Here is a 22,533-nt window from a genome sequence, read left to right as displayed (position 1 = left end):
TTCTAGTCGATGTCGGCGTTGCCGATGAGCTGCTGTATCGCCCGGTGGGCTCCCAGCACCACTTTCGCGCGGTCCGGATGAGTGCGCCGCGCGACGTCGTCGGCGTTGCCGCCCGCGACGAACACCGGACCGTTGGGCAGTTGCTCCAGCCCTTCGCGGGCCACGTCCTCCGGTTCGGCGACGCGCATGCCCGGGACGTCGAAGTTCAGCCCGACGCGTTCCATCGCCGGCGTGCGGGTCACGCCCAGCACCAACTCCAGCACGTGTACGTCGTGCTCGCGAAGTTCCAGCCACAGGCTCTCGGCGAAGATGCGGCCGAACGCCTTCACCCCGCCGTACACGCTGTGCCGCATCGAGCCCAGGTAGCCCACCATCGATCCGACGAGCAGGATTCCGCCGCGGCGACGCTCACGCATAGGCCGGGCGAAATGCTGGACCAAGGCGAGCATGGTGCCGACGTTGAGGTCGATGACCCGTTGGAATTCCGCGAGGTCACCGTCGAGGAAGTTCTCGCTGCAGGTGTTGGCGCCCGCGTTGTAGATCAGCAGTCCCACCTCGAGGCCGTCGGTGGCCTCGACGACGCGCTGTACCGCGTCTTCGTGCACCAAATCGACTGACAGGGTGCGGACTTCGACGCCGTGTTCGCGACACGCGGCGGCGGCGGCTTCCAGCGGTCCTGGTTTACGGGCAAGCAGCACCAGATTGACTCCGGAGCGTGCAAGCAGCCGTGCGAACTCTGCTCCGACGCCCTCTGATCCGCCGGCGATCACCGCCCACGGCCCGTATCTCACGAGATCTGTCATAGCCCGATTCTGCGTCAAGACGTCGACGCCCCATCGGGGGCGTCTGGCGCTTCGTCGACGATGCGCACCGTGCCGCTGTTCACCGCCTCGTCGATCGAGTCCCGCAGGTCCGAACACGCCAGGAACACGCCGCCGCCGTGCGTGTTGAGCGCTGCTGCCTGCCGTCGTTGCGGACACCGCGCGGTGGCCTGCGCGTTCCATTGGATGCTGGTCTGTTGCCAGCTGCTCTTACGCACGAGCACTTCAGCGGCGCAGCGGCTGCACCGCACCGGCACCGGCGGCAGGTCCTGCAGGCGGTTGTCGGTCCGGACAACCATTTAAGCCTGCGCGGCGCGGGCGGCGGTGTTTTTGATGTTGTCCTCGATCTGCTGCTGCCACGCCTCGCGGGGGCGGGTGACATCGATCTCGTACTCGAAGCGGTCGACCATGTCCGGTTCGACGTCGGCGACGTCGACGTAGAACTGCTCATACCAGCGCCGCAGCTGATACACCGGGCCGTCTTCCTCGCACAGCAGCGGGTTGTCGATGCGGGCCTTGTTCTTCCAGATCGCCACGTCCTGCTCAAAGCCCACCTTGACCCAGTCGCCGAGTGCGATGGCCGTGGCCTCCGCCGCCTCCTCCGGCAGGTTCGCTGACTTCTTGACGATGATCCCATACTGCAGCACGAAGGAATTCGCGTCGATCGGGTAATGACAGTTGAGCAGAATCGTGTTCTGGTCTTCGTGCTCGAAATGATAGGTCAGATCGTCGATCATGAACGACGGGCCGAAATACGATGCCGCCGAGGTGGTGCCGAGCATCTTCGGTTGGCCCTCCGGGTGGGGGATGTCTTCCCGGGCACCGCTGTTCATGTACTGCGTGGCGACGTGTCCTTCGAAGATGTTCTTGAAGTAGGTCGGCATCGACCCGTGAATGTAGAAGAAGTGCGCCATATCGACGACGTTGTCGATGATCTCGCGACAGTTGGTGTGCACCACCGTGGTGTACCAGTGCCAGTCGGTCCACTCGTCGCTGCCGGCGCCTTCGATGCGCGGAATCGTCACCTCGTCCGGCGGCGGATTGCCCTCGGGGTCGTTCCACACGAACAGCATCCCGTCCTGCTCCAGCGTCAACCAGGTCCTGGTCCGGGCCAGCCGCGGCGCCCGCTTGCTGTAGGGCACCTTCTTGCAGCGGCCGTCACCGCCCCACCGCCAGTCGTGGAAGGGGCACGCGATCTCGTTACCCTTGACCTCACCCTGGGACAGGTCACCGCCCATGTGCCGGCAGTAGGCGTCGAGCACATTGATCCTGCCGTCACCGCTGCGGAACACCACCAGCTTCTGGCCGAAAGCGTTGACGGTGTGCGGCGTACCGTCCCCGAGTTCGCGCGCCAGGCCCAGGCAGTGCCAGCCGCGAGCGAACCGTGTCGGCGCCTGCTCTGTTTCGATTTCGCGGACCTCGACATCAGGCTGCAGCGTCATGGCTTGAGTTCTACCGCAAAAACCGACCGGGTTCGAAGATCGTCCCGCTGGTAGGGATGCTGAATTCGGGCTGCGGCGGCGGCTCTCTACTGTCGACAAACGTGACGACTTGCAACTCAAGCACCATCCCCGCCGGGTTAGGGATCGACGACACCGTCGTCGACCTTCTGGTCGTCGGCGCGGGCACCGGGATGGCCGCTGCGCTGGCCGCCAACGAGCTCGGGTTGTCCGTTCTGCTCGTCGAGAAGTCCTCGCATGTCGGGGGTTCGACCGCAAGGTCCGGCGGTGCGCTGTGGTTTCCGGCGAGCCCAGTCCTCGAAGAGAACCGCGCCGGTGACACGCCGTCGCGCGCGCAGCAGTACCTGGACTCGGTCGTCGCCGAAACCGCGCCCCGACACCGCTCCACAGCGTTTCTCGCACACGTCGGACAGACGGTCGAGTTGCTGCGGCGGACCACGCCGATGCGGCTGTTCTGGGCGAAGGACTATTCCGACTATCACGCCGAGAAGCCCGGCGGCAGCGCGGCGGGACGCACCTGCGAATGCCGGCCGTTGAACACCTCGATCCTCGGCGCGTACCGGAGCCGGTTACGCGGCGGGGTGATGGAGGTCAAGATCCCGATGCCCACCACCGGTGCCGATTACCGCTGGCTGAACCTGATGTCGCGGGTGCCGCGCAAGGGGTTGCCGACGGTCGCCAAACGCCTCGGCCAAGGGGTGGGCGGGCTGCTGCTCGGCCGCCGTTACGCCGCGGGCGGTCAGGCGCTGGCCGCCGGCCTGTTCGCCGGTGTGCTGCGCGAGAACATCCCAATCTGGACCGATACCGCGTTGCGCCGCCTGACCACCGAGAACGGCAGGGTCACCGGCGCCGTCGTCGACCACGACGGGCGCGAGGTGACCGTCACCGCGCGGCGCGGTGTCGTGTTGGCGGCCGGCGGCTTCGACCACAGCATGGAGATGCGGTGGAAGTTTCAGTCCGACGCCCTCGGCGAGCATATGAGCCTGGGCGCCGACACCAACACCGGTGACGCGATCTGCTGCGCTCAAGAGCTCGGCGGCGCAATCGATCTGATGGATCAGGCATGGTGGTTCCCTGCTGTCGCACCGCTGCCCGGGGCGGCTCCATTGGTGATGCTGGCCGAACGGTCGCTGCCCGGCTCGGTGATCGTCGACCAGAACGGCACCAGGTTCGTCAACGAGGCAACGGATTACATGTCGTTCGGGCAGCGGGTTCTGCAGCGCGAACGTGCGGGCACTCCAGTCGAATCGATGTGGATTGTGTTCGACCAGCAGTACCGCAACAGCTACGTCTTTGCCGCAGAATTGTTCCCACGGATGGCCATTCCGCAGGCCTGGTATGACGCCGGCATCGCACACCGCTCGTCCGATCTCGCTGAGTTGGCAGCGCTGATGGGAGTTCCGGCGTCGCAGTTCACCGTGACGATGACGCGGTTCAACGATATGGCGCGTGCCGGTCACGACACCGACTTCCACCGCGGAGGTGGCGCCTACGACCGCTACTACGGCGACCCGACCATCAAACCCAACCCGAACCTGCGGGCCCTCGACAAGGGGCCGTTCTATGCGGTCAAGATGGTGCTCAGCGATCTGGGCACGTGCGGCGGTCTTCGTGCCGACGACCGAGCCCGGGTGCTGCGCGAAGACGGCAGCGTCATCGAGGGTCTGTACGCGATCGGCAATACCGCGGCCAATGCGTTCGGTGCCGCGTATCCCGGCGCGGGCGCGACCATCGCCCAGGGTCTGGTGTTCGGATACATCGCGGCGCGGCACGCCGCCAGCGTCGCGGAGCCGACCGGCTAGTCGGACTCTTCGGCCTCGGCCTTCTTCTCGATCTCGTACCAGTATTCCGGCTTGGGCCAAGGGATTCCGGCCTCCGTGCCGCCGGTGGCCTGGGCAAACACGGCCTGCGCCTCGTCGAGGTCCTTGATCATCTGCAAAGTCAGTTCGCGCTCTGCGGCGTAATGGCGCTCGGCCCACTGCAATCCGACGCGGGCGAACGCCCACGCCGGCTCCACGTCGGCCCAGCGCGCATCCTTGGCCGCCTCGGCGTGCATCTGCTCCGCCCAAGCCAGGTGCTCCTGCAAGATCTCCTTGAGCCGGGCCGGATTGGTCAGATGGCCCAACGTCACCCGCAAGATCGCGCTGTGCTTGAGCACCGGCGGATCCAGCGGCGCCTCGTTGGCCCACCGGGTCACCGCCTCCATACCGGATTCGGTGATCTTGTACAGCCGACGGTTGCGGGCGCCTGCGCTGCTCTCCACCCGCGACGTGACATAACCGTGCTCTTCGAGCTTCTTCAGCTCGGAGTAGATCTGGCTGTAGGCCGGGCTGCCGTAGAAGAACCGCATGCTCCAGCTGATCCATTTGCGGATGTCGTAACCGGACAGCTCCGTGTCGTACGACAGCATGCCCAGCAGCGCCCACGCGGTCGCTGTCAGGTTCGGCATCGCCGAGGTCGGTTCCACCGGTCAAGGCTATCAACGGCGGTGTCGGCGACCTTGTCAGCTGCCGCTCACCGGGACGCACAAATCACCGGCTCTGCCTGCGATGGAAGACTGTGGTCGTTGTCGATGCGGCGATGGAGGCAGATGTGGTGGCGTATGACCAGGTCGTGGATGTCCTGGTGGTCGGGTCGGGCGGCGGTGTCACCGGCGCCTATACCGCGGCGCGCGAAGGTCTTTCGGTGGCGCTGGTCGAGGCGACCGACAAGTTCGGCGGAACCACGGCCTATTCGGGCGGCGGCGGGATGTGGTTTCCGTGCAACCCGGTGCTCAACCGCGCGGGCAGCGACGACACCGTCGAGGACGCCCTGGCCTACTTCCACGCCGTCGTCGGCGACCGCACACCGCGGCAGCTGCAGGAAACCTACGTTCGCGGCGGCGCCGCGCTCATCGAATACCTGGAAGCCGACCGGCATTTCGAGTTCGCCGTGCTGCCGTGGCCCGACTATTTCGGCGCGGTGCGCGGCGCGCGAACCGACGGTCTGCGTCACATCGTCGCCAAGCCGGTTCCGGCAGCACGGCTCGGACCGTACGCCGGGTCGGTGCGCGGACCGCTCGACAGCGAGCGCCTGGGCGCCCCCCAACCCGATCTGCTGACCGGTGGACGGGCGCTGATCGGCCGGTTTCTCGCCGCGATGGTCGACATGCCCAACGCCACAATGCATCTCAATTCGCCAGTGGTGGAGCTGATCACGGAGCACGGCGCCGTGGTGGGCGCGGTCCTGGAACGTGAAGGCAAGCGGGTGGCCGTCGGCGCCCGACGTGGTGTGCTGCTGGCAGCGGGCGGATTCGAACACAACCACCGCATGCGTGCACGCTACGGAGTACCCGGCCGCGCCGAGGACACCATGGGGGCTCCCGGGAACACCGGCGCCGCGCACGAGGCCGCGATCGACGTCGGGGCATCTGTCGATCTGATGGACCAGGCGTGGTGGTCGCCGGGTTTGACCCATCCCGACGGCCGTTCAGCGTTCGCGCTGTGGTTCACCGGCGGTATCTTCGTCAACCAGGGCGGCACCCGTTTCGTCAACGAATCCGCACCCTACGACCGGCTCGGCCGCGAGATGATCCGCCAGATCGACAGCGGGGCACTGCGGTTGCCGTGCTGGATGGTCTACGACGACCGGGAGGGCGAAGTGCCGCCGGTCAAGGCGACCAATGTGTCGATGGTCGAAACCGGCCGGTACCGCGCCGAGGGTCTGTGGCACACCGCTGACACGCTCGACGCGCTCGCATCGCTGATCGACGTGCCCGCCGACCGCCTCGCGGCCACAGTGAAGCGCTTCAACGACCTGGTGGCCCGCGGCGAAGACGAGGACTTCGGCCGCGGCAACGAAGCCTACGACCGGGCGTTTTCGGGTGGACGGCTGCCGATGGTCCCGATCGACAAGCCGCCGTTTCACGCCGCGGCCTTCGGGCTGTCCGACCTGGGCACCAAAGGCGGGCTGCGCACCGACAGCCGCGCGCGGGTGCTGGACACGTCGGACCGGCCGATCCCGGGCCTGTACGCGGCCGGGAACACCATGGCGGCGGTCAGCGGCACCGCCTACCCCGGCGGCGGCAACCCGATCGGCGCGTCGATGCTGTTCAGCCATCTGGCGTCGCTCGACATGACATCGCGGGGACCGCGCGCGTGACCGAGAAATTCGAACCGCTCGCGCAGTCGGTGCGGCAGCTCATCGACGTCACCATCCGCAGCGAAGTAGGCAGCGACGTTGCCGCGGAGGCCAAGGCGCACGTCGACCGGGCCGTCGAACTGTTGTCCACCGACTTGATGCCCGGTTCCTACGGGGTGCGCGCCACCGCCGACGGCCGGCCGACCGCACTGGGCAACGTGTTGATCGGGGCCCGCAACGCCGTCGCTCCCCCGCTGGTGATCCACCACGAGCCGGGCGGGCGCGCAGCCACGGAATTCGAACTCGGGGCCGCCTACGAAGGCCCCGCGGGACACGTGCACGGCGGGGTCTGCGCGCTGATCCTCGACCACGTGCTCGCCGCTCCCGCCCACCAACCGGACAATCCCGCCGTCACCGGAACCATCACTGTTCGCTACGTGCGCCCGACCCGGCTTGGCCGGCTGCGCGCCGAGGCGTGGGTCGATCGCGTCAAGGGCGCCAAGACCTACGTCGTCGGCCATATCGCCGACGCCGAGGGCGCCACGGTCGAGGCCTCCGGTGTCTTCATCCGGCCCAAGCAGCGGTGAAATTTTCCGACGATCGGGACATCTGGCTGACACCTGGTGTCCGACAGTGTTGTATCGGCGCATGGCATCTCTTCAGCGATACACCGACCGTCGTGTGCTGATCACCGGCGGTGGTTCAGGCATCGGGCAGGCCACCGTCCTTCGCATCCTCGACGAGGGCGGCCGCGTGGTGGCCGCCGACATCAGCGAGGCCGGATTGAAGGACACCGTCGCCAAGGCCGAACCGCACGGTGACCGGCTCACCACATTGGTGATGGACATCAGCAGCGAACCGTCGGTGCAGGCCGGCGTCGCCGAGGCGGTGCGGACGCTGGGAGCGCTGGATACCCTCGTCAACGCGGCCGGTGTGTTGCGCTCGGCGCACTTTCTGGATACCACGCTGACCGACTTCGAGCAGGTGCTTCGGATCAACCTGATCGGCACCTTCCTGGTGACCCGCGAAGCGATCCCGGCCCTGCGCATGGGCACCAAACCCGCTGTGGTGAATTTCAGTTCGACGTCGGCGGCGTTCGCGCATCCGTACATGTCGGCCTATGCCGCGTCCAAGGGCGGCACCCAGGCGATGACGCACGCGTTGGCCCTCGAGTTCGCCAAGGAGGGCATCCGGTTCAATTCCGTTCAGCCGGGCTCGATTTCGTCGGGTATGACCGACGGCACCGGCGAATCCAAGCAGAGCGTCGGGCCCGGTCTGCCCGCCGACATTGACTTCTCCCTGTTCGGCAAGATTCAGCCCGTGCTGGCGGTCGACGACGGGACGATGTTCGCCAAACCCGACGCGGTCGCCGCGGTGGTCGCGATGCTGGGCTGCACCGACGCCTACTTCGTGACCGGCACCGAGGTTCGCGTCGACGGCGGCACCCACATGTAACCTCCTGCAGATGAACGCACCACCCCGACCCCTTCGCGTCATCCAATGGACCACCGGCAACATCGGCAGGCGGTCGCTGCACGCCATCCTCGGCCGCGACGACATGCAGTTGGTCGGCGTCTACGCCCACGGCGCCGACAAGGTCGGCGTCGACGCGGCGGAACTGGCGGGCTGGCCCGAACCGACCGGGGTGGCGGCCACCAACGACATCGACGCGCTGCTGGCCCTTGCGCCCGACGCCTGCTGCTACAACCCGCTGTGGCCGAACATCGACGAGCTGGTGCGGCTGCTGGAAGCCGGCGTCAACGTCTGCTCGAGCGCGGCGTGGATCACCGGCGGCAAGCAATCACCTGAAGACCTCGGCCGCATCCGAAATGCTTGTGAGAAAGGCGATTCCACGATCTTCGGCAGCGGCGCGCATCCGGGGATGTCCAACATGGTCGGCATGGTGCTGTCCGGTGCGTGCGAACGGGTCGACGAGATTCGCATCACCGAGTCGGTGGACTGCTCGACCTATGAGTCCGCGGGAACCCAGACCGCGATGGGGTTTTCGCAAGATCCCGACACACCGGGTCTGGCCGAGAGCGTGCGCCGGGAAAGCGAGGTCTTCGCCGAATCCGCCGCGATGATGGCCGATGCCATCGGCGCGAAACTGGACCGGATGACGTTCGACGTGACGTTCACCGCCGCCACCGGCGACAGCGATCTGGGCTTCATGCAGATTCCGGCGGGCACGGTGGCCGGGGTGCACGGCTATCACCGCGGCTGGGTCGGCGATCACAATGTGGTCAGCGTGGGGTTCAACTGGATCATGGGCAGCCACGTCACCCCGCCCAAACCGCTCGAACACGGCCACGTCATTCAGGTTTTCGGATTGCCCAATATGCGCACCGTGCTGCACTGTCTGCCGCCCGAGGACTGGGCCGAACCCGACTTCATGGGGCTGGGCATGATCTACACGGCGCTGCCGGTGACCAACGCGGTGCCTGCCGTCGTCGCCGCCGAACCGGGCATCGTCACGCTCAAGGACCTGCCGCCGATCACCGGCCGTGCCGCGGTCTGACCCTCGAGGCGCCGAGCGCACAGCTACGTACGGTTTTCTCGACAGTTTCCGTACCAGGGTGAGCGCTCGCGCCGGTGGGGGTTAGTCGACCAGACCGGCGTAGCGATGCAGATACAGCGGCCAACCGCCGTCGCCGCCAACACCTTCCGCGACCGCCTGCCAACCCTCGCCGTGGCGCTCGATGTGACGGTGTTCGAGATCGACGCGGGTACGGTCGGCGGCCTCGGGCGTGAAACCGACTTCGACTTCACTACACCGGGCACTGTCGGTTTCCAGCTGCCAGGTCGGCCCGATGTTCCAGGTGAAGACGACCCGGTGCGGCGGCTCGTAGGCGACGATGGTCGCCCATTTGCACAGGCTGCCGTCCACGCCACGGTCATAGATGTGCCCGCCGACGCGGGGTTCGAAGACCGTCTCGGCGATCGGACCGCTGAGCAGATTGTGCTCACGCGGCTTGAAATCCCCGAACTGCTCGGTGAATACGCGAAACGCCCGTTCGAGCGGTGCGGCCACGACGACATGGTGGCGGATGATTTCGGGCCGGGTTTGCGTCATGGTTGGTCACCTTCCATAGATTCGACGGTCTCCTTGAAGCCGGCCAGCGTCTGCGCCCAGAACCGGTCGAGGTAGTCGCGCAACGCGATCAACCCGTCGTGGTTGACGCGGTAGATCCGCCGCGTTCCGGCGATCGATTCGACCACCAGATCGGCGTCCTTGAGTACGCGCAGATGCTGAGATACCGCAGGCCGGGAAATCGGCAGCTGTTCGGCCAACACCCCGACGGCCGCCGGTCCGTCGGCCAGCTTCTCCAAAATCGAGCGCCGGGTCTTGTCGCCCAGTGCGTCGAGGACAGCGGATGCAGAAGCGGACACATCCGTAAGTCTACGCTAACGGTAAGTCTGTATCAACCGTTCGTTGTTACTTACGGATTAATCTGGACGACGACGCCCACTGCCCCTGCGCCCACGTGGATCGACAGCACCGGCCCCATATCGGAGACCGTGAGCGACTCGATCTGCGGGAGCCGCGTCGTCAACGCCGCACCGATCGCGTCGGCGCCATCATGGTTGTCGACGTGGTGCACCGCGACCGCGGCCCGACCGTCACCGACCACGTCGACCACCCGGTCCACCATCGCCGCGTGTGCCTTGGTGACCGTGCGGACCCGCTGATCCAGCACCAACCGCCCGTCGACGTCCAGGCACAGCAGCGGTTTGACCGCCAGCGCGGTGCCAAGCCACGACGCGGCAGCCCGGATGCGTCCGCTGCGGCGCAGGTTGTCGAGGCGGTGCACGACGACGTATACGCTGCCGCGGTCGGCAGCCTCACGTGCGGTGGTTTCCACGGTGTCGAGGTCCGCACCGGATGCCGCGGCACGCGCGGCGCTCAACGCGACGAAACCCACCCCCATCGCGACCGATCGCGAGTTGACCACCCGCACCGCCGGGCCGAACTCGCGGGCGACCTGCACCGCCGAACTGTACGAGCTAGACAGGGCCGCCGAAAGGTGCACGGCCACAACGCCGTCGCCGCCGCTGTCCTGTAGCGCCTGTCCATAGGCTTCGGCGAGTTCGGCCGGCGTCGCCCCCGCGGTACTGGCGCGCGCCAGCTCGTGGACGTCGTAGGGCACCTCGTCGACGCCGTCGCGCAGATCGACCTGGTCGACGAGCACGTGTAGCGGCACCTGCCGGATCTGCCACTGCTTGAGCTCGTCGGGATGCAGCCGCGACGAGGAGTCCGTGACTACGACTACGGACACGAGACCCCTGCCTCCACCAGTGCTTTGAGCATCAGTTCGGCAACGGCCTGGTGGCCTTCGAAGTTCCAATGGATGCCGTCGGGGTTGCCCTGGCCGGACATCACGTATTCGCCGACGGCCGCCTTGAGGTCGACGAGCGCGATGTCGTGCTGTTGCGCCCACTCGGTGATCGCCCGCACGGTCTGGTCGCGGCCGCTGTGCACCTTGGCGTAGGTGTCGGCGATGTGCACTGACGGCAGGCACGCCACCACGGGAATGCCCGGACGATTGAAATCGATGGCGCTGCGGGTCATTTCGAGGTACGCCGCCGACAGGTGCCCGGGAAGGGCCGGGCGCGCCACCGGCGAAAGCCGCGGCTGCAGCCACCCGTAGCCGTCGCGCACCCAGCGTCGTAGCCACGGCGGACGCACATAGCGGATCAGCTCACGCAGCGCGGTCGGCAGCGGCGACGGAAGCGAGTCCATGCCGCCGGTCGCAAAGATCACCGCTCCCGCGCGCGGCAACGCCGCCCACGCCCGCGGATCCTGGGTGGCCGCCCACCACACGTCGCGGCAGGTCCAGCCGATCCGCCCGATCAGCTCGACGTCCCAACCCAGTTGTCGGGCAACGATATTCGGCCAGATCCTGGGGTCATCGGACGGCAGCCCGCCGGTCGGCCCGTAGTAGGACAGCGAGTCGCAGAAGATGAGCAGGGTCGGACGGGGTGGCGGATCACAAGACATCGTTGGCAACCTGCGCCGAGGCGTTCCACACATCGAGGCGCCAGCGGATGTGCTCGGCGGGGGCGTCGGCGTCGCTGTGCCCGGACAGCTGTACCCAGCTGGCGTTGCCCATGCCGCCCAGGATCGGCCAGCTGTCGACCGGCAGCCGCAGCACGGCCGCCGTCAGCGCCGCGATCAGCCCGCCGTGGGCGACCAGCACCACCGGCCGTTCGGGTGCCTCAAGGCCCCAGTCGGGCTGGTCGACGACCAACTCGGTGACCAACGGCATGGCCCGGGTGGCGACGTCGACCCGGCTCTCCCCGCCGTGCGGTGCCCAGCGGGCGTCCTCGCGCCAGGCCAGCCGCGCGCCGGGCGCGACGGCGTCGACCTCGAGGTGCGTCATCCCCTGCCAGTCGCCGAGATGGGTCTCGCGCAGTCGGGTGTCGACCAGCACCGGCAGCCCGGCGCGGTCCCCCAGTACCACGGCGGTGTCCAGCGCACGGCGCAGGTCCGAGGACACGATGACCCGCGGCTGGCGTTTGGCCAGCACCTCGGCGGCCGCGACCGCCTGCTCGCGGCCCAACTCCGACAGGTCGGTGTCGAGCTGGCCTTGCATGCGGCTGCCCGCGTTGTACTCGGTCTGGCCGTGGCGCAACATGACCAGGCGGCGGATCCTCACGTCTGGCCGTCCAGGTCGACGGGTACTTCCGGACAGTCGCGCCAGAGCCGGTCCAGCGCATAGAAGTTGCGTTCGTCCTGGTGCTGGATGTGCACGACGATGTCGACGTAGTCGAGCAGGGTCCAGCGCCCCTCGCGCGCGCCCTCGCGGCGCGCCGGCTTGTACCCGGCCACCCGCATCTTCTCCTCGACCTCGTCGACGATGGCGTTGACCTGACGCTCGTTGGCGGCCGAAGCGATGACGAAACAGTCGGTGATCACCAGCTGGCTCGAGACGTCGATGACGACGACGTCGTCGGCCAATTTGGCTGCGGCGGCCCGCGCGGCCACCGTGGCCATCTGGATCGCTTCGTCAGAGGCGCTCATTGCTGCCTTCCCTGGGTCGCTAACGGTGGGGCGGCGTAGAGCTGGCGCTTCGCCACGTACTGAACCACGCCGTCGGGCACCAAATACCAGATCGGACGGTTCTGCTCGGCGCGTTGCCGGCAGTCGGTCGACGAGATCGCCAGCGCGGGCACCTCCACGAGGGTCAACGCGTCCTCAGGCAGTTGTTTGCCCGCGGCCGCGACGTGCTCACCGTCCAGCTCGTAGCCGGGTCTGCTGACGCCGACGAACTTCGCGATGGCGAACATCTCCTCCCAGTTCTGCCAGGACAGGATCGACGCCAACGCATCGGCGCCGGTGATGAAGTACAACTCGCTGTCCGGGTTGAGGGCATGCAGATCGTTCAGCGTGTCCTTGGTGTAGGTGGGTCCGCCGCGGTCGATGTCGACGCGGCTGACATTGAATCGCGGGTTGGAGGCGGTGGCGATCACGGTCATCAGGTAGCGGTCCTCGGCTGCGGTGACGTCGCGGTGGTGCTTCTGCCACGGTTGGCCGGTCGGCACGAACACCACCTCGTCGAGCTCGAACAGGTCGGCCACCTCGCTGGCGGCGACCAGGTGTCCGTTGTGGATGGGATCGAACGTCCCACCCATCACCCCGAGCCTGCGTCCAAAAGCCACAAACAGCGAGCTTACTTCTCGCGCCGAATGTGGGGTCGTGTCACGGTTCGGGCCGCCGAGGCGTGCGGGTAACCCACGTTCGCGCCGTACTCAGACGGGGAGCAGCGCATCGATCACGCCCGCCAGCTGTTTGGCCGAGCGGCATTCGTGCATGGGAATGGCGTCCTCGTAGCGCGGCACGGCTGAATCGCCGCTGCCCCACAGATGCCTGGGCTCGGGGTTGAGCCAGTGCGCGTGGCGGCTGGAGTTGACCATGTGGGCCAGCAGCTCGGTCTCCGGATTGCGGTAGTTGTTGCGGCCGTCGCCGAGCACCAACAGGGAGCTGCGCGGCGACAGCACGTTGGGCCACCCGTCCAGAAACGACACGAACGCGTGGCCGTAGTCGGAGTGCCCGTCGCGGGTGTACACCGCCGCCTCGCGGGTGATGCGCTGCACCGCGACGGCCAGATCGGCGTCCGGGCCGAACAGTTCGGTCACTTCGTCGGTGGTGTCGATGAACGCGAAAATCCGCACCCGACTGAACTGCTGGCGCAGCGCGTGCACCAGCAGCAGCGTGAAGTGGCTGAACCCGGCCACCGAACCCGACACGTCGCACAGCACCACCAGCTCGGGACGCGCCGGGTGCGGCTTTTTGAGCACCACGTCGATCGGCACCCCACCGGTCGACATCGACTTGCGCAGCGTCTTGCGCAGGTCGATTTCACCCGCCCGGGACCGGCGCCGACGCGCCGCCAGCCGGGTCGCCAACGTACGCGCCAGCGGCGCGACCACCCGGCGCATCTGGTTGAGCTGCTCGCCCGACGCGCGCAGGAACTCGACGTTCTCGGCGAGCTGCGGCACCCCGTACATCTGCACGTGATCGCGGCCGAGCTGCTCGGCGGTGCGCCGCTTGGTCTCGGCCTCCACCATCTTGCGCAGCTGCGTGATGCGTTGGGCCGCCATCGCTTTGGCGATCTGCTCCTGGGTGGGCGTCGGCTCGTCACCGTAGGGCGCCAGCAGCCCCGCCAGTAGCCTGCCCTCGAGGTCGTCGAGGTTCATCGCCTTGAGCGCCTGATACGACGAGTACGACGGGCCGCGGCTGGAGTTGTACCGGCCGTAGGCCTCGACGATTTGAGCGATCATCGCGGCCATCCGCTCGTCGAGGTTGGCCAGCTCCTCGTTGTCGGCCAACAGATCCAGCAGCACCGCGCGCATCGCCTCGACGTCCTCGGGCGGCAACCCTTCCTCATCCAGCAACGGTTGGTCGTCGTCGTCGAGCAGCACGGTCCTGGCGCCCAGCGCCGCGGGGAACCACAGATCGAACATCGCGTCGTAGGTGTCGCGGTGCTCGGGGCGGCGCAGCACCGCGCACGCGATCCCTTCGCGCAGCACCTCCCGGTCGCCGAGGCCGAGCACCGAGATCACCCGCCCGGCGTCCACGGTTTCCGACGGCCCCACCGAAATCCCTTGCTTGCGCAGCGCTTCGACGAACCCGACCAGGTGACCGGGAATACCGTGCGGCGCCAGCGGCTGTGGCGGACGGGTGCGGCGGACGGCCATGTCAGTTCAGCCTGAGCTCGCCGCTGGCCTTGATCTGGTCGGACTGGTGTTTGAGCACCACGCCCAGCGTGGCCGCGATCGTGGCGTCATCGATCGTGTCCATCCCGAGGGCCAGCACCGTGCGGCCCCAATCGATGGTCTCGGCCACCGACGGCAGCTTCTTGAGCTGCATTCCGCGCAGCACCCCGATGATGCGGACCAGTTCGGCGGCCAGATGTTCGGGCAGCTCGGGCACCCGCGACAGCAGGATGCGCCGTTCCAGCTCGGCGTCGGGGAAGTCGATGTGCAGAAACAGGCAGCGCCGCTTGAGCGCCTCGGACAGCTCCCGGGTGGCGTTGGACGTCAGCACGACGAACGGGGCGCGTTCGGCGGTGATCGTGCCCAGCTCGGGCACCGTCACGGCGAAGTCCGAAAGCACCTCCAGCAGCAGGCCTTCGATCTCGATGTCGGCCTTGTCGGTCTCGTCGATCAGCAGCACGGTCGGCTCGGTGCGCCGGATCGCGGTCAGTAGCGGGCGCGACAGCAGGAACTCCTCGGAGAACACGTCGTCGCGGGTCGCATCCCAATCGCCGGAACCGGCCTGGATACGGAGTATCTGCTTGGCGTGGTTCCACTCGTAGAGGGCCCGCGCCTCGTCGACCCCCTCGTAGCACTGCAGCCGCACCAGACCCGAGCCGGTCGACTGCGCGACCGCACGGGCCAGCTCGGTCTTGCCGACCCCGGCGGGCCCTTCGACCAGTAGCGGCTTGCCCAGCTGGTCGGCGAGGAAGACCGCGGTGGCTGTAGCGGTGTCGGGCAGATAGCCGGTTTCGGCCAGCCGCCGCGCGACATCGTCGATGTCGGCGAACAGCGGCGCCGGGCGTGCGGGGACAGTCAAGGTAGTAACTCCTGATTCAGGCCGGGCGGGTGTGGCCAGTCACGGGCGAGCCCCACACGATCCACTTGGTTGATGTCAGTTCGGGCAGCCCCATCGGGCCGCGGGCGTGCAGCTTCTGGGTCGAGATGCCGATCTCGGCGCCGAACCCGAACTGCTCACCGTCGGTGAACGCCGTCGACGCGTTGACCATCACCGCGGCCGCGTCGACCTGAGCGGTGAAGCGTTGGGCCGCAGCCAGATCGGTGGCCACGATGGCCTCGGTGTGCCCGGTGCCGAACTCGTTGATGTGGGCGATCGCGCCGTCGACGCCGTCGACCACCGCCAGCGCGATGTCCATCGACAGGAACTCGGCGCGCAACTGGTCCTCGGACGGGCTGCCGTGCACGGCCACCCCGGCGTCGGAAAGCGCCTTGGTCAACCTCGGCACCGCCTGCTCGGCGATCGCGGCGTCGACGAGCACCGACTCGGCGGCGTTGCAGACGCTGGGCCTGCGCGTCTTGGCGTTCAGCAGGATCCGCTCGGCGACGTCGAGGTCGGCCGACTTGTCAACGTAGACATGGCAGTTGCCCACCCCGGTCTCGATCGTCGGCACCGTCGCGTCGCGCACCACGGCGTCGATGAGGCCGGCCCCGCCGCGCGGGATGACGACGTCGACGAGGCCGCGAGCCTGAATCAGGTGGGTGACGCTGGCCCGGTCCTCGCTGGGCAGCAGCTGCACGACGTCGGCGTCGAGCAGTTCGGTGGCCAACGCCGCGCGCAACGCGTCGACCAGGGCTGCGTTGGAGCGCGCCGCGGACGAGCTGCCCCGCAACAGCACCGCGTTACCGGATTTCAGCGTCAGACCGAACGCGTCAACGGTGACGTTGGGCCTGCCCTCGTAGACGATGCCGACCACGCCGAGGGGGACCCGCACCTGGCGCAGCTGCAGCCCATTGGGCAGGGTGCTGCCGCGCAGCACCTCGCCGAGCGGGTCGGGCAGCCGCGCGACCTGCCGCAGCCCGTCGGCGATGCCTTCGATGCGGTTTGGGTTCAGCGCGAGCCGGTCGAGCATGGCCTCGGGTGTGCCCGCGGCTCTGGCCGCCTCGAGGTCGGCTTCGTTGGCTGCGAGGACCTCGCTGACGTGCATCAGCAGGTGGTCGGCGGCGGTGTTGAGCGCACGGTTCTTGGTTTCGGTGCTCAGGGTGGCCAGCGCGCGGGCCGCGACGCGGGCACGGCGGGCAGCGTCGTGGACGTGTTCGCGCAAACCGGGTAGCGAGGGGGCCTGCACAGTCATTACCCCAGCGTATCGAACGGTGTCCGGGCCGTTGGACACGTGTCGGGTAGGCGCGGATGGTAGCTCGACCGGTACTTCTGCGGCGGAACGCCGACCAGGCGCCCGAAGTGATGGCGCAGTGCGGCCTCCGAGCCAAAACCGGACTCCTCGGCTACCCGGTGCACCGGCAGGTCGGTGGCTTCCAACAGTCGCCGGGCGTGATCCACCCGCATCCGCACCAGCAGGTCCAACGGCGTCGTACCGAGGTAATCGCGGAAGTGCCTGCTGAGGCTGCGCACGCTCATCGTCGCGTGATCGGCGATCGCCTTGAGGTCCAGCGGAGCCTGCGCGTTGCGTCGCATCCAGTCCACCGTGTCCTGAAGTGGATGTCCGGCCGGCGCCGGATCGAGGTGCTCGACGAACTGGGACTGCCCGCCGCCGCGCCATGCCGGCATCACCAGCCGGCGTGCGGCGGCGGCCGCCAGCTCGGCGCCGTGGTCGGCGCGGACGAGGTGCAAACACAGGTCGAGCCCGGCGCCGACGCCGGCCGAGCAGAGGGTTCGACCGTTGTCGACGAACAGCACCGTGGGGTCGACGTCGACGGCCGGATACCGGCGCGCGAGCTCGGCGGCCAGTTGCCAGTGGGTGGTGGCGCGGACGCCGTCGAGCAGGCCTGCGGCGGCGACGGTGAAGGCGCCGACGCAGATCGAGGCGACACGGCTTCCGCCCGCCGCCGCCGCCCGCAGCGCGGCGGTCACATCGGGATCGGGCGGTTCGAGAAACTTCTCCGAGCCGGCGACCACCACGATGTCCGCGCCGACGACAGCGTCGAGGTCGTGATCGGTGTGCAACCGCATCTCACCCCACGCCGCGACGGTGGCCACCGAACCACCCGGGGCGCACACCCGGATCTCGTAAACCGGTGCGCCGAGCGCAGATTCGGTGGCAGCCCGGTTCGCCATCCCGAACACCTGCCCCGGCGTCATCACCTCGAACCCGATGGCCCGCGGCGGGGCCAGCACCGCAACCGTGCGCACTCCCATGGCTAGATCTTAAAGAAGTTTGTCTTTCCAGCCACTAGATCGGTGCAGCTGTGTTCCGCCAGTCTCGGCATCAACCGACGAAAGGACGACCATGACATCGTTCGAACTGCCCGACTCCGACCTGGCCGTGTCCGCGCGCCGGCTGGCCGAAGAGGTATCTCCGGAGTTCGTTTACCACCACTGCGTGCGCAGCTATCTTTTCGCCCGCGAGCTGGCCGCCGGCGACGGGCTGCGCGCAGGCCGCGACTACGACGACGAACTGGTCTTCGTGGCGTGCCTGCTGCACGACCTCGGGGTTACCGACTACGCCAACGGTGACCAGCGGTTCGAGGTCGACGGCGCCGACGCCGCCGCGCGGTTCCTCCGCAACCAAGGCGTCGATGAAGCCCGCACCGCGACCGTGTGGAGCACCATCGCGCTGCACACCAGCCCCGGCCTGGCGCATCGCTTCGGCACGGTCCAAGGAGTCGCCCAGCGCGGCATCGCGACCGACGTCGTCGGGCTGGGCCGCGAACAGCTCAGGTCGGGTTTCGCCGAGCGGGTGCACGCCGCCTGGCCGCGCCACGATCTGGGCTATGCGCTGGCCGAGGTGATCGCACGCCAGGTGCACCACAATCCCGCCAAGGGTGAGCCGTTGACGTTTCCCGCCCACGTGCACGCCGTGTACTACCCCGACGCCGGGGCGCTGTCGTGGTTCGACCTGGTCGCGGCGGCCGGGTGGAACGACCAGCCCCCAACGGTTGTCAAACCGCACAGCGCTCTTTAACGTCCGGAGAGTGGCGCGGGTGTGCGTAGTGGGCAGCGTGAATCTCGATCTCATCTTCGCCGTGGACGACCTACCCCGACCCGGCCAGACCGTGCTGGCGTCGTCGATGTCGACGTCGCCGGGCGGCAAGGGCGGCAACCAGGCAGTGGCCGCGGCGCGGGCCGGCGCCCGGGTGCGTTTGGTCGCGGCGCTGGGCAGCGACGCGGCGGCCGACCAGCTGCGGGCGCACCTGCGCGCTAATGACGTCGGGCTCGACGGCGTGGTCAGCCTGGCAGGGCCCAGCGGCACCGCCATCATCACGGTCGACTCCTCGGCCGAGAACACCATCGCGGTGGCCCCCGGCGCCAACGCCGCGCTGAGCGTGGACTCCCCCGAGGCGCAGGCCGTCATCGCCGACTGCGACGTGATGCTGCTGCAACTGGAAATCCCCGTCGCCACCGCCATCGCTGCCGCGCGGACCGCACGCACCGCAGGCGCGGTCGTCATCGTCAACGCCTCCCCGACCGGAGCCAAACCGCACCACCTGCTGACCCTGGCCGAGTTGGCCGACGTCGTCGTGGTCAACGAGGCCGAGGCGCGCGAATGGCACTGGCCGGTCCCGCACCTGGTGATCACCCGGGGCCGCCGCGGCGCCAGCTATCTCGGTGCCGACGAACGGTTCGACGTGCGCGCGCCGACGGTGAAAGCCGTCGACACCACCGGCGCGGGCGATGTGTTCGCCGGTGTGCTGGCAGCCGGGTGGCCCGACGGTCACGAGGACGCGCTGCGCCGCGCATGCGCAGCCGGGGCCCTCGCCACCCTGGTGCCGGGTGCGGGCGACTGCGCCCCCTACGCCGAGGCGATCGACGATGCGGTAACCATCCGAAAGGCAGAAAGGCAGTTATGACGACCACCCAGCCGAGCAGCAGCACACCCCGTCCACCCGACGGCGACTGGCTGGGCACCCCGTATCTGCGCTTCACCCGCCAGGGGCCGTTCGGGGTCTGCACCCTGGACCGGCCCGAGGCGCGCAACGCGATGACGCCTGCGATGTACTTCGGCATCCGCTACGCCGTGCGCCACGTCGACGCCGACCCCGACCTGGCCGGCCTGCTCATCACCGGGGCAGGCGACGTCTTCGCCCCGGGCGGCGACATGGGCGGCGGCGACGGCAGCGACAACTGGCTGACGTTCGGTTCGGCGCTGGGCATGGACGTGACGCCGTTCGAGACGCTGCGCCAGTCGGTCAAACCGGTGGTCTCGGCGGTCAACGGGCTGTGTCAGGGCGGCGGCCTGCAGATCGCGCTGTGCAGCGATATGGCGGTGGTCAGCGACCGGGCCACGTTCCGGGTGCCCGAACTGCTGCGCGGTATCGCCGACACGTACTACAGCCAGATGCTGACCCGGCTGATCGGACCGGTGCGCACCCGCGACCTGATGTTCACCGGCCGCACGCTGGACGCGCAGGAGGCGCTGGACTGGGGCATGGTGGCCCGGGTGGTGCCGCACGACGAGTTGCTCGAGCAGGCCCGCGAGGTGCTCACCCAGTGCGCCCGGACTGCGCCGGGTGCTCGGGGCGTGGTCAAGTCCAGCATCGACAACTATCTCGGGTTGTTCGACCGCATCGGGATGCAAGCCAGCTACTCCTCCCCCGAGGCGACGGAGGGGTTCCGGTCGTTCAAGGAGCGGCGCTCGCCGGACTGGGTGCACCCCGACCTGCGCCTCGACGGCCGCCTGTAACCGGCGATTTCGGTGCGCAAACCAGCGCTCACCGCTGGCTTGCGCACCGAAATCACGCCGCAATAGTTCAGCCCTTGATGAATACAGGACTTGCTGTACTGTCTGCTGCATGCAGACCGTCACCCATAGCGACGCGTTGTCCCGGTTCGGCTGTGCGCTGTCGGACCCGACCCGCGCCGAGATCCTGCTGATGCTGCGCGAGGGCCCCGGATATCCGTCGGAGCTGGCCGACAAGATCGGGGTGTCGCGCCAGATCTTGTCCAACCACCTGGCGTGCCTACGCGGCTGCGGGCTGGTCGTCGCGCAGCCCGAAGGTCGGCGCAACCGCTACGAACTCGCCGACGCCCGGATCGCCCACGCGCTTAACGATCTGATCGGTCTGGTGCTGGCGGTCGACCCAGCCTGTTGTCCGGCGACCGATTCTCAGGAGTGCTGCTGATGCCGGCGACGACGGCGGCCCGGCGTGACGTCCTCATCCGCCGCGTCCGGCTGTTCGTAGCCGCGACCATCAGCTACAACGTGATCGAGGCGATCGTCGCGCTGGCCGAGGGCACTCGCGTGTCGTCGACGGCGCTGATCGGCTTCGGGCTCGACTCGGCCGTCGAAGTCGCCTCCGCGGCAGCGGTCGCCTGGCAGTTCGCGGCCCGGGACCCCGAGACACGGGAGAAGCCCACGCTGCGGTTCATCGCGTTCTCGTTCTTTGCGCTGGCGGCCTACATCACCGTCGACGCGGCGCTGTCGCTGTTCGGGATCGGCGAGGCGCGGCCGTCGCGCATCGGCATCGCGCTCGCCGCGCTGAGCCTGGTGATCATGCCGGTGCTGTCGTGGGCGCAGCGGCGCGCCGGACGCGAGCTGGGGTCGGCCTCGGCCGTTGCCGACTCCAAACAGACCTTGTTGTGTGCGTACTTGTCGGCGATCCTGCTGATCGGGCTGGTGCTCAATGCGCTGCTCGGGTGGTCGTGGACCGATCCGGTCGCCGCCCTGGGCATCGCTGCCATCGCCGTTCGTGAAGGCGTCAACGCCTGGCGCGGAGACACCTGCTGTTCATGAGAGGAGGGGCCGTGCCAGCCATCGCACTGGTGTTGTTCGGTGTCTTCGCGCTGCTCGGATTCGGTTGGCGCAGTTGGGTTCAGCGGCGACGCACCGGCTCGACCGGGTTCCGCGGAATCAGCGGCCGCATCGGCTCGGTCGAATGGCTGGCCGGTGTCGGCTTCGTGGTGGCGATGGCCGCGGCGGTGTTCGCGCCGACCCTGCAACTGCTCGGCGTCGTCGCGCCACTGCCGATTCTGGATCACACGTGGCTGAACGTCGTCGGGGTGGTACTCGCGGTCCTCGGCATCGCGGGCACGGTGTACGCGCAACTGGACATGGGTGATTCGTCGCGGATCGGTGTCGACCACGACGAGACGACGACGCTGGTGCGCAGCGGAGTGTTCGCCGTGGTGCGCAACCCGATCTTCACCGCGATGCTGGTGTTCGGACTCGGAATCGCCGTGGTGACACCGAATCTGGTGGCCTTGATGGGCTTCGGGATTCTGGTCGTCACCATCGAGCTTCAGGTCCGAGTGGTCGAGGAGCCCTACCTGCTGTCGGTGCACGGCGACGAGTACCGCGAGTACACCGCGCGGGTCGGCCGCTTCGTCCCGGGCCTCGGGCGATTTCGGTGCGCTGCGTAGCGCTCACCGCGACTTGGCGCACCGAAATCGCTGACTAGACTGCCGGGCATGCCGATTGTGGGAAAGCTGCTCAGGCGGTTCCGCGCTGGCGCGCACCGCAGCCCGCTCGCCGCACCCGAGTACGCGGGCGCCGACACCGTCGACGTCACCAGCCCCGCGTTCGACGAGGGCGGCCCGATCCCGCAGAAACATGCCGGGTCAGCCGTCGGCGACAACATCTCGCCGCCGCTGCGCTGGAGCGGCGTGCCGGCACCGACCCGACAACTCGCGCTCGTCATCGACGACGTCGACGTACCCGGCCCCAAACCGCTGATGCATACGATCGCGCTGATCGAGGCGGACCGCCGCAGCCTCGACGAAGGCGAACTCAAGCCCGGCGCCGCCGGCGTGCGGTTCGTCAAGGCGTTCGGCGACTCCTACGTCGGGCCCGCACCCATCCCCGGTCACGGTGCACACCACTACCGGTTCATGCTGCTGGCGCTCGACACCGAAGTTCCCGACGACGTGACCGACCACAAGGCGTTTCTCGCCGCAATCGCCGGGCACGTGCTGGCGCGCGGCGCGTTGACGGGCACCTACGAACGCTGACCGCGCTAGCGTG

Annotated in this window: 27 protein-coding genes; 12 read left to right on the top strand and 15 right to left on the bottom strand. The window is 68.2% G+C overall.

Features of this window, described 5'->3' with window-relative positions; translation table 11 throughout:
* Window positions 1-2: 2 nt before the first annotated feature.
* Genes ABQF13_RS20645 through ABQF13_RS20635 form a run of 3 tightly spaced genes read right to left on the bottom strand, consistent with a single transcriptional unit; the run spans window position 3 to window position 2,263 of the window.
* A complete protein-coding gene (locus ABQF13_RS20645) occupies window positions 3-803 on the bottom strand; it encodes an SDR family NAD(P)-dependent oxidoreductase (protein WP_448394644.1) in 801 nt (266 codons plus the stop codon).
* Window positions 804-817: 14 nt separating this feature from the next.
* Complete coding sequence (locus ABQF13_RS20640) at window positions 818-1,120, bottom strand: ferredoxin (RefSeq protein ID WP_448394643.1); 303 nt, start codon at window positions 1,118-1,120, stop codon at window positions 818-820.
* Window positions 1,121-2,263, bottom strand: coding sequence for a 3-ketosteroid-9-alpha-monooxygenase, oxygenase component (locus ABQF13_RS20635; protein ID WP_448394642.1), 1,143 nt, complete (start codon window positions 2,261-2,263; stop codon window positions 1,121-1,123). It lies immediately after the preceding gene.
* Between the two features lie 56 nt (window positions 2,264-2,319).
* Here ABQF13_RS20635 and ABQF13_RS20630 point away from each other — a divergent pair, with 56 nt between their 5' ends.
* Entirely contained in the window at window positions 2,320-4,083 is a 1,764-nt protein-coding gene (locus ABQF13_RS20630) for a 3-ketosteroid-delta-1-dehydrogenase (protein ID WP_448394641.1), read from the top strand.
* Here the strand turns inward: ABQF13_RS20630 and ABQF13_RS20625 are convergent.
* On the bottom strand, window positions 4,080-4,730 hold the full coding sequence (locus ABQF13_RS20625; RefSeq protein ID WP_448394678.1) for a PadR family transcriptional regulator: 651 nt from the start codon (window positions 4,728-4,730) through the stop codon (window positions 4,080-4,082). The genes ABQF13_RS20630 and ABQF13_RS20625 overlap by 4 nt on opposite strands.
* 131 nt (window positions 4,731-4,861) lie before the next feature.
* Here ABQF13_RS20625 and ABQF13_RS20620 point away from each other — a divergent pair, with 131 nt between their 5' ends.
* The 4 genes from ABQF13_RS20620 (at window position 4,862) to ABQF13_RS20605 (ending at window position 8,918) form a co-directional block, all read left to right on the top strand.
* A complete protein-coding gene (locus tag ABQF13_RS20620; protein ID WP_448394677.1) occupies window positions 4,862-6,421 on the top strand; it encodes an FAD-binding protein in 1,560 nt (519 codons plus the stop codon).
* On the top strand, window positions 6,418-6,987 hold the full coding sequence (locus tag ABQF13_RS20615) for a PaaI family thioesterase (protein ID WP_448394640.1): 570 nt from the start codon (window positions 6,418-6,420) through the stop codon (window positions 6,985-6,987). The genes ABQF13_RS20620 and ABQF13_RS20615 overlap by 4 nt, the downstream gene beginning before the upstream one ends.
* A gap of 61 nt (window positions 6,988-7,048) precedes the next feature.
* Entirely contained in the window at window positions 7,049-7,855 is an 807-nt protein-coding gene (locus tag ABQF13_RS20610) for an SDR family NAD(P)-dependent oxidoreductase (RefSeq protein ID WP_448394639.1), read from the top strand.
* Window positions 7,856-7,865: 10 nt separating this feature from the next.
* Window positions 7,866-8,918 carry an NAD(P)H-dependent amine dehydrogenase family protein gene (locus ABQF13_RS20605; RefSeq protein ID WP_448394638.1) on the top strand — a complete coding sequence of 351 codons (1,053 nt, stop codon included), beginning with the start codon at window positions 7,866-7,868 and terminating at the stop codon, window positions 8,916-8,918.
* A gap of 81 nt (window positions 8,919-8,999) precedes the next feature.
* On the opposite strand, the gene ABQF13_RS20600 is transcribed toward ABQF13_RS20605, so the two are convergent.
* The 11 genes from ABQF13_RS20600 to ABQF13_RS20550 all read right to left on the bottom strand — a co-directional run bounded on the left by ABQF13_RS20600 (window position 9,000) and on the right by ABQF13_RS20550 (window position 17,771).
* A complete protein-coding gene (locus ABQF13_RS20600; RefSeq protein WP_448394637.1) occupies window positions 9,000-9,473 on the bottom strand; it encodes an SRPBCC family protein in 474 nt (157 codons plus the stop codon).
* Entirely contained in the window at window positions 9,470-9,790 is a 321-nt protein-coding gene (locus tag ABQF13_RS20595; protein WP_448394636.1) for an ArsR/SmtB family transcription factor, read from the bottom strand. The genes ABQF13_RS20600 and ABQF13_RS20595 overlap by 4 nt, the downstream gene beginning before the upstream one ends.
* Before the next feature lie 50 nt (window positions 9,791-9,840).
* A complete protein-coding gene (locus tag ABQF13_RS20590) occupies window positions 9,841-10,677 on the bottom strand; it encodes a DegV family protein (protein ID WP_448394635.1) in 837 nt (278 codons plus the stop codon).
* Window positions 10,668-11,399 carry a diglucosylglycerate octanoyltransferase gene (octT, locus tag ABQF13_RS20585; RefSeq protein WP_448394634.1) on the bottom strand — a complete coding sequence of 244 codons (732 nt, stop codon included), beginning with the start codon at window positions 11,397-11,399 and terminating at the stop codon, window positions 10,668-10,670. Before octT ends, ABQF13_RS20590 begins: the two co-directional genes overlap by 10 nt.
* Window positions 11,389-12,057: a glucosyl-3-phosphoglycerate phosphatase gene (gene gpgP, locus ABQF13_RS20580; protein ID WP_448394633.1), complete on the bottom strand. Its 669-nt coding sequence runs from the start codon at window positions 12,055-12,057 to the stop codon at window positions 11,389-11,391. The genes octT and gpgP overlap by 11 nt, the downstream gene beginning before the upstream one ends.
* Window positions 12,054-12,422, bottom strand: coding sequence for a ribosome silencing factor (gene rsfS / locus ABQF13_RS20575; RefSeq protein ID WP_448394632.1), 369 nt, complete (start codon window positions 12,420-12,422; stop codon window positions 12,054-12,056). Before rsfS ends, gpgP begins: the two co-directional genes overlap by 4 nt.
* Window positions 12,419-13,060: a nicotinate-nucleotide adenylyltransferase gene (gene nadD, locus ABQF13_RS20570; protein WP_448394631.1), complete on the bottom strand. Its 642-nt coding sequence runs from the start codon at window positions 13,058-13,060 to the stop codon at window positions 12,419-12,421. Before nadD ends, rsfS begins: the two co-directional genes overlap by 4 nt.
* Before the next feature lie 90 nt (window positions 13,061-13,150).
* On the bottom strand, window positions 13,151-14,599 hold the full coding sequence (locus ABQF13_RS20565; RefSeq protein WP_448394630.1) for a vWA domain-containing protein: 1,449 nt from the start codon (window positions 14,597-14,599) through the stop codon (window positions 13,151-13,153).
* Window position 14,600: 1 nt separating this feature from the next.
* Complete coding sequence (locus tag ABQF13_RS20560; RefSeq protein ID WP_448394629.1) at window positions 14,601-15,476, bottom strand: AAA family ATPase; 876 nt, start codon at window positions 15,474-15,476, stop codon at window positions 14,601-14,603.
* A 16-nt stretch (window positions 15,477-15,492) separates the two neighbouring features.
* A complete protein-coding gene (locus ABQF13_RS20555; RefSeq protein WP_448394628.1) occupies window positions 15,493-16,749 on the bottom strand; it encodes a glutamate-5-semialdehyde dehydrogenase in 1,257 nt (418 codons plus the stop codon).
* Complete coding sequence (locus tag ABQF13_RS20550) at window positions 16,749-17,771, bottom strand: GlxA family transcriptional regulator (RefSeq protein WP_448394627.1); 1,023 nt, start codon at window positions 17,769-17,771, stop codon at window positions 16,749-16,751. The genes ABQF13_RS20555 and ABQF13_RS20550 overlap by 1 nt, the downstream gene beginning before the upstream one ends.
* A 91-nt stretch (window positions 17,772-17,862) precedes the next feature.
* On the opposite strand from ABQF13_RS20550, the gene ABQF13_RS20545 reads away from it, so the two are divergent.
* The 7 genes from ABQF13_RS20545 (at window position 17,863) to ABQF13_RS20515 (ending at window position 22,520) form a co-directional block, all read left to right on the top strand.
* Window positions 17,863-18,537: an HD domain-containing protein gene (locus tag ABQF13_RS20545; protein WP_448394626.1), complete on the top strand. Its 675-nt coding sequence runs from the start codon at window positions 17,863-17,865 to the stop codon at window positions 18,535-18,537.
* A gap of 28 nt (window positions 18,538-18,565) precedes the next feature.
* The gene (locus ABQF13_RS20540) at window positions 18,566-19,423 is read left to right on the top strand and encodes a ribokinase (RefSeq protein WP_448394625.1); all 858 of its coding nucleotides are present in this window, start codon (window positions 18,566-18,568) and stop codon (window positions 19,421-19,423) included.
* Window positions 19,420-20,256, top strand: coding sequence for an enoyl-CoA hydratase/isomerase family protein (locus ABQF13_RS20535; protein ID WP_448394624.1), 837 nt, complete (start codon window positions 19,420-19,422; stop codon window positions 20,254-20,256). The genes ABQF13_RS20540 and ABQF13_RS20535 overlap by 4 nt, the downstream gene beginning before the upstream one ends.
* 109 nt (window positions 20,257-20,365) lie before the next feature.
* Window positions 20,366-20,695, top strand: a complete 330-nt coding sequence (locus ABQF13_RS20530; RefSeq protein ID WP_448394623.1) for an ArsR/SmtB family transcription factor — start codon at window positions 20,366-20,368, stop codon at window positions 20,693-20,695.
* The gene (locus ABQF13_RS20525) at window positions 20,695-21,306 is read left to right on the top strand and encodes a cation efflux transmembrane domain-containing protein (RefSeq protein ID WP_448394622.1); all 612 of its coding nucleotides are present in this window, start codon (window positions 20,695-20,697) and stop codon (window positions 21,304-21,306) included. Before ABQF13_RS20530 ends, ABQF13_RS20525 begins: the two co-directional genes overlap by 1 nt.
* 11 nt (window positions 21,307-21,317) lie before the next feature.
* The gene (locus ABQF13_RS20520; protein ID WP_448394621.1) at window positions 21,318-21,932 is read left to right on the top strand and encodes a methyltransferase family protein; all 615 of its coding nucleotides are present in this window, start codon (window positions 21,318-21,320) and stop codon (window positions 21,930-21,932) included.
* Window positions 21,933-21,980: 48 nt separating this feature from the next.
* A complete protein-coding gene (locus tag ABQF13_RS20515; protein ID WP_448394620.1) occupies window positions 21,981-22,520 on the top strand; it encodes a YbhB/YbcL family Raf kinase inhibitor-like protein in 540 nt (179 codons plus the stop codon).
* Window positions 22,521-22,533: the final 13 nt, after the last annotated feature.

The organism is Mycolicibacterium sp. XJ879 (assembly GCF_053483935.1).
This window is presented reverse-complemented; position numbering and strand designations above follow the sequence as displayed.

What these genes read in the sequence shown, in the direction of transcription:
- rsfS (WP_448394632.1), bottom strand. Translation starts at nt 12,422, where the DNA reads ATGAGCGCCTCTGACGAAGCGATCCAGATGGCCACGGTGGCCGCGCGG.
- ABQF13_RS20515 (WP_448394620.1), top strand. Translation starts at nt 21,981, where the DNA reads ATGCCGATTGTGGGAAAGCTGCTCAGGCGGTTCCGCGCTGGCGCGCAC.
- ABQF13_RS20600 (WP_448394637.1), bottom strand. Translation starts at nt 9,473, where the DNA reads ATGACGCAAACCCGGCCCGAAATCATCCGCCACCATGTCGTCGTGGCC.
- ABQF13_RS20625 (WP_448394678.1), bottom strand. Translation starts at nt 4,730, where the DNA reads ATGCCGAACCTGACAGCGACCGCGTGGGCGCTGCTGGGCATGCTGTCG.
- ABQF13_RS20610 (WP_448394639.1), top strand. Translation starts at nt 7,049, where the DNA reads ATGGCATCTCTTCAGCGATACACCGACCGTCGTGTGCTGATCACCGGC.
- ABQF13_RS20645 (WP_448394644.1), bottom strand. Translation starts at nt 803, where the DNA reads ATGACAGATCTCGTGAGATACGGGCCGTGGGCGGTGATCGCCGGCGGA.
- ABQF13_RS20530 (WP_448394623.1), top strand. Translation starts at nt 20,366, where the DNA reads ATGCAGACCGTCACCCATAGCGACGCGTTGTCCCGGTTCGGCTGTGCG.
- ABQF13_RS20545 (WP_448394626.1), top strand. Translation starts at nt 17,863, where the DNA reads ATGACATCGTTCGAACTGCCCGACTCCGACCTGGCCGTGTCCGCGCGC.
- ABQF13_RS20635 (WP_448394642.1), bottom strand. Translation starts at nt 2,263, where the DNA reads ATGACGCTGCAGCCTGATGTCGAGGTCCGCGAAATCGAAACAGAGCAG.
- ABQF13_RS20525 (WP_448394622.1), top strand. Translation starts at nt 20,695, where the DNA reads ATGCCGGCGACGACGGCGGCCCGGCGTGACGTCCTCATCCGCCGCGTC.
- ABQF13_RS20565 (WP_448394630.1), bottom strand. Translation starts at nt 14,599, where the DNA reads ATGGCCGTCCGCCGCACCCGTCCGCCACAGCCGCTGGCGCCGCACGGT.
- ABQF13_RS20630 (WP_448394641.1), top strand. Translation starts at nt 2,320, where the DNA reads ATGCTGAATTCGGGCTGCGGCGGCGGCTCTCTACTGTCGACAAACGTG.
- ABQF13_RS20620 (WP_448394677.1), top strand. Translation starts at nt 4,862, where the DNA reads ATGGAGGCAGATGTGGTGGCGTATGACCAGGTCGTGGATGTCCTGGTG.
- octT (WP_448394634.1), bottom strand. Translation starts at nt 11,399, where the DNA reads ATGTCTTGTGATCCGCCACCCCGTCCGACCCTGCTCATCTTCTGCGAC.
- ABQF13_RS20550 (WP_448394627.1), bottom strand. Translation starts at nt 17,771, where the DNA reads ATGGGAGTGCGCACGGTTGCGGTGCTGGCCCCGCCGCGGGCCATCGGG.
- ABQF13_RS20535 (WP_448394624.1), top strand. Translation starts at nt 19,420, where the DNA reads ATGACGACCACCCAGCCGAGCAGCAGCACACCCCGTCCACCCGACGGC.
- ABQF13_RS20605 (WP_448394638.1), top strand. Translation starts at nt 7,866, where the DNA reads ATGAACGCACCACCCCGACCCCTTCGCGTCATCCAATGGACCACCGGC.
- ABQF13_RS20555 (WP_448394628.1), bottom strand. Translation starts at nt 16,749, where the DNA reads ATGACTGTGCAGGCCCCCTCGCTACCCGGTTTGCGCGAACACGTCCAC.
- ABQF13_RS20640 (WP_448394643.1), bottom strand. Translation starts at nt 1,120, where the DNA reads ATGGTTGTCCGGACCGACAACCGCCTGCAGGACCTGCCGCCGGTGCCG.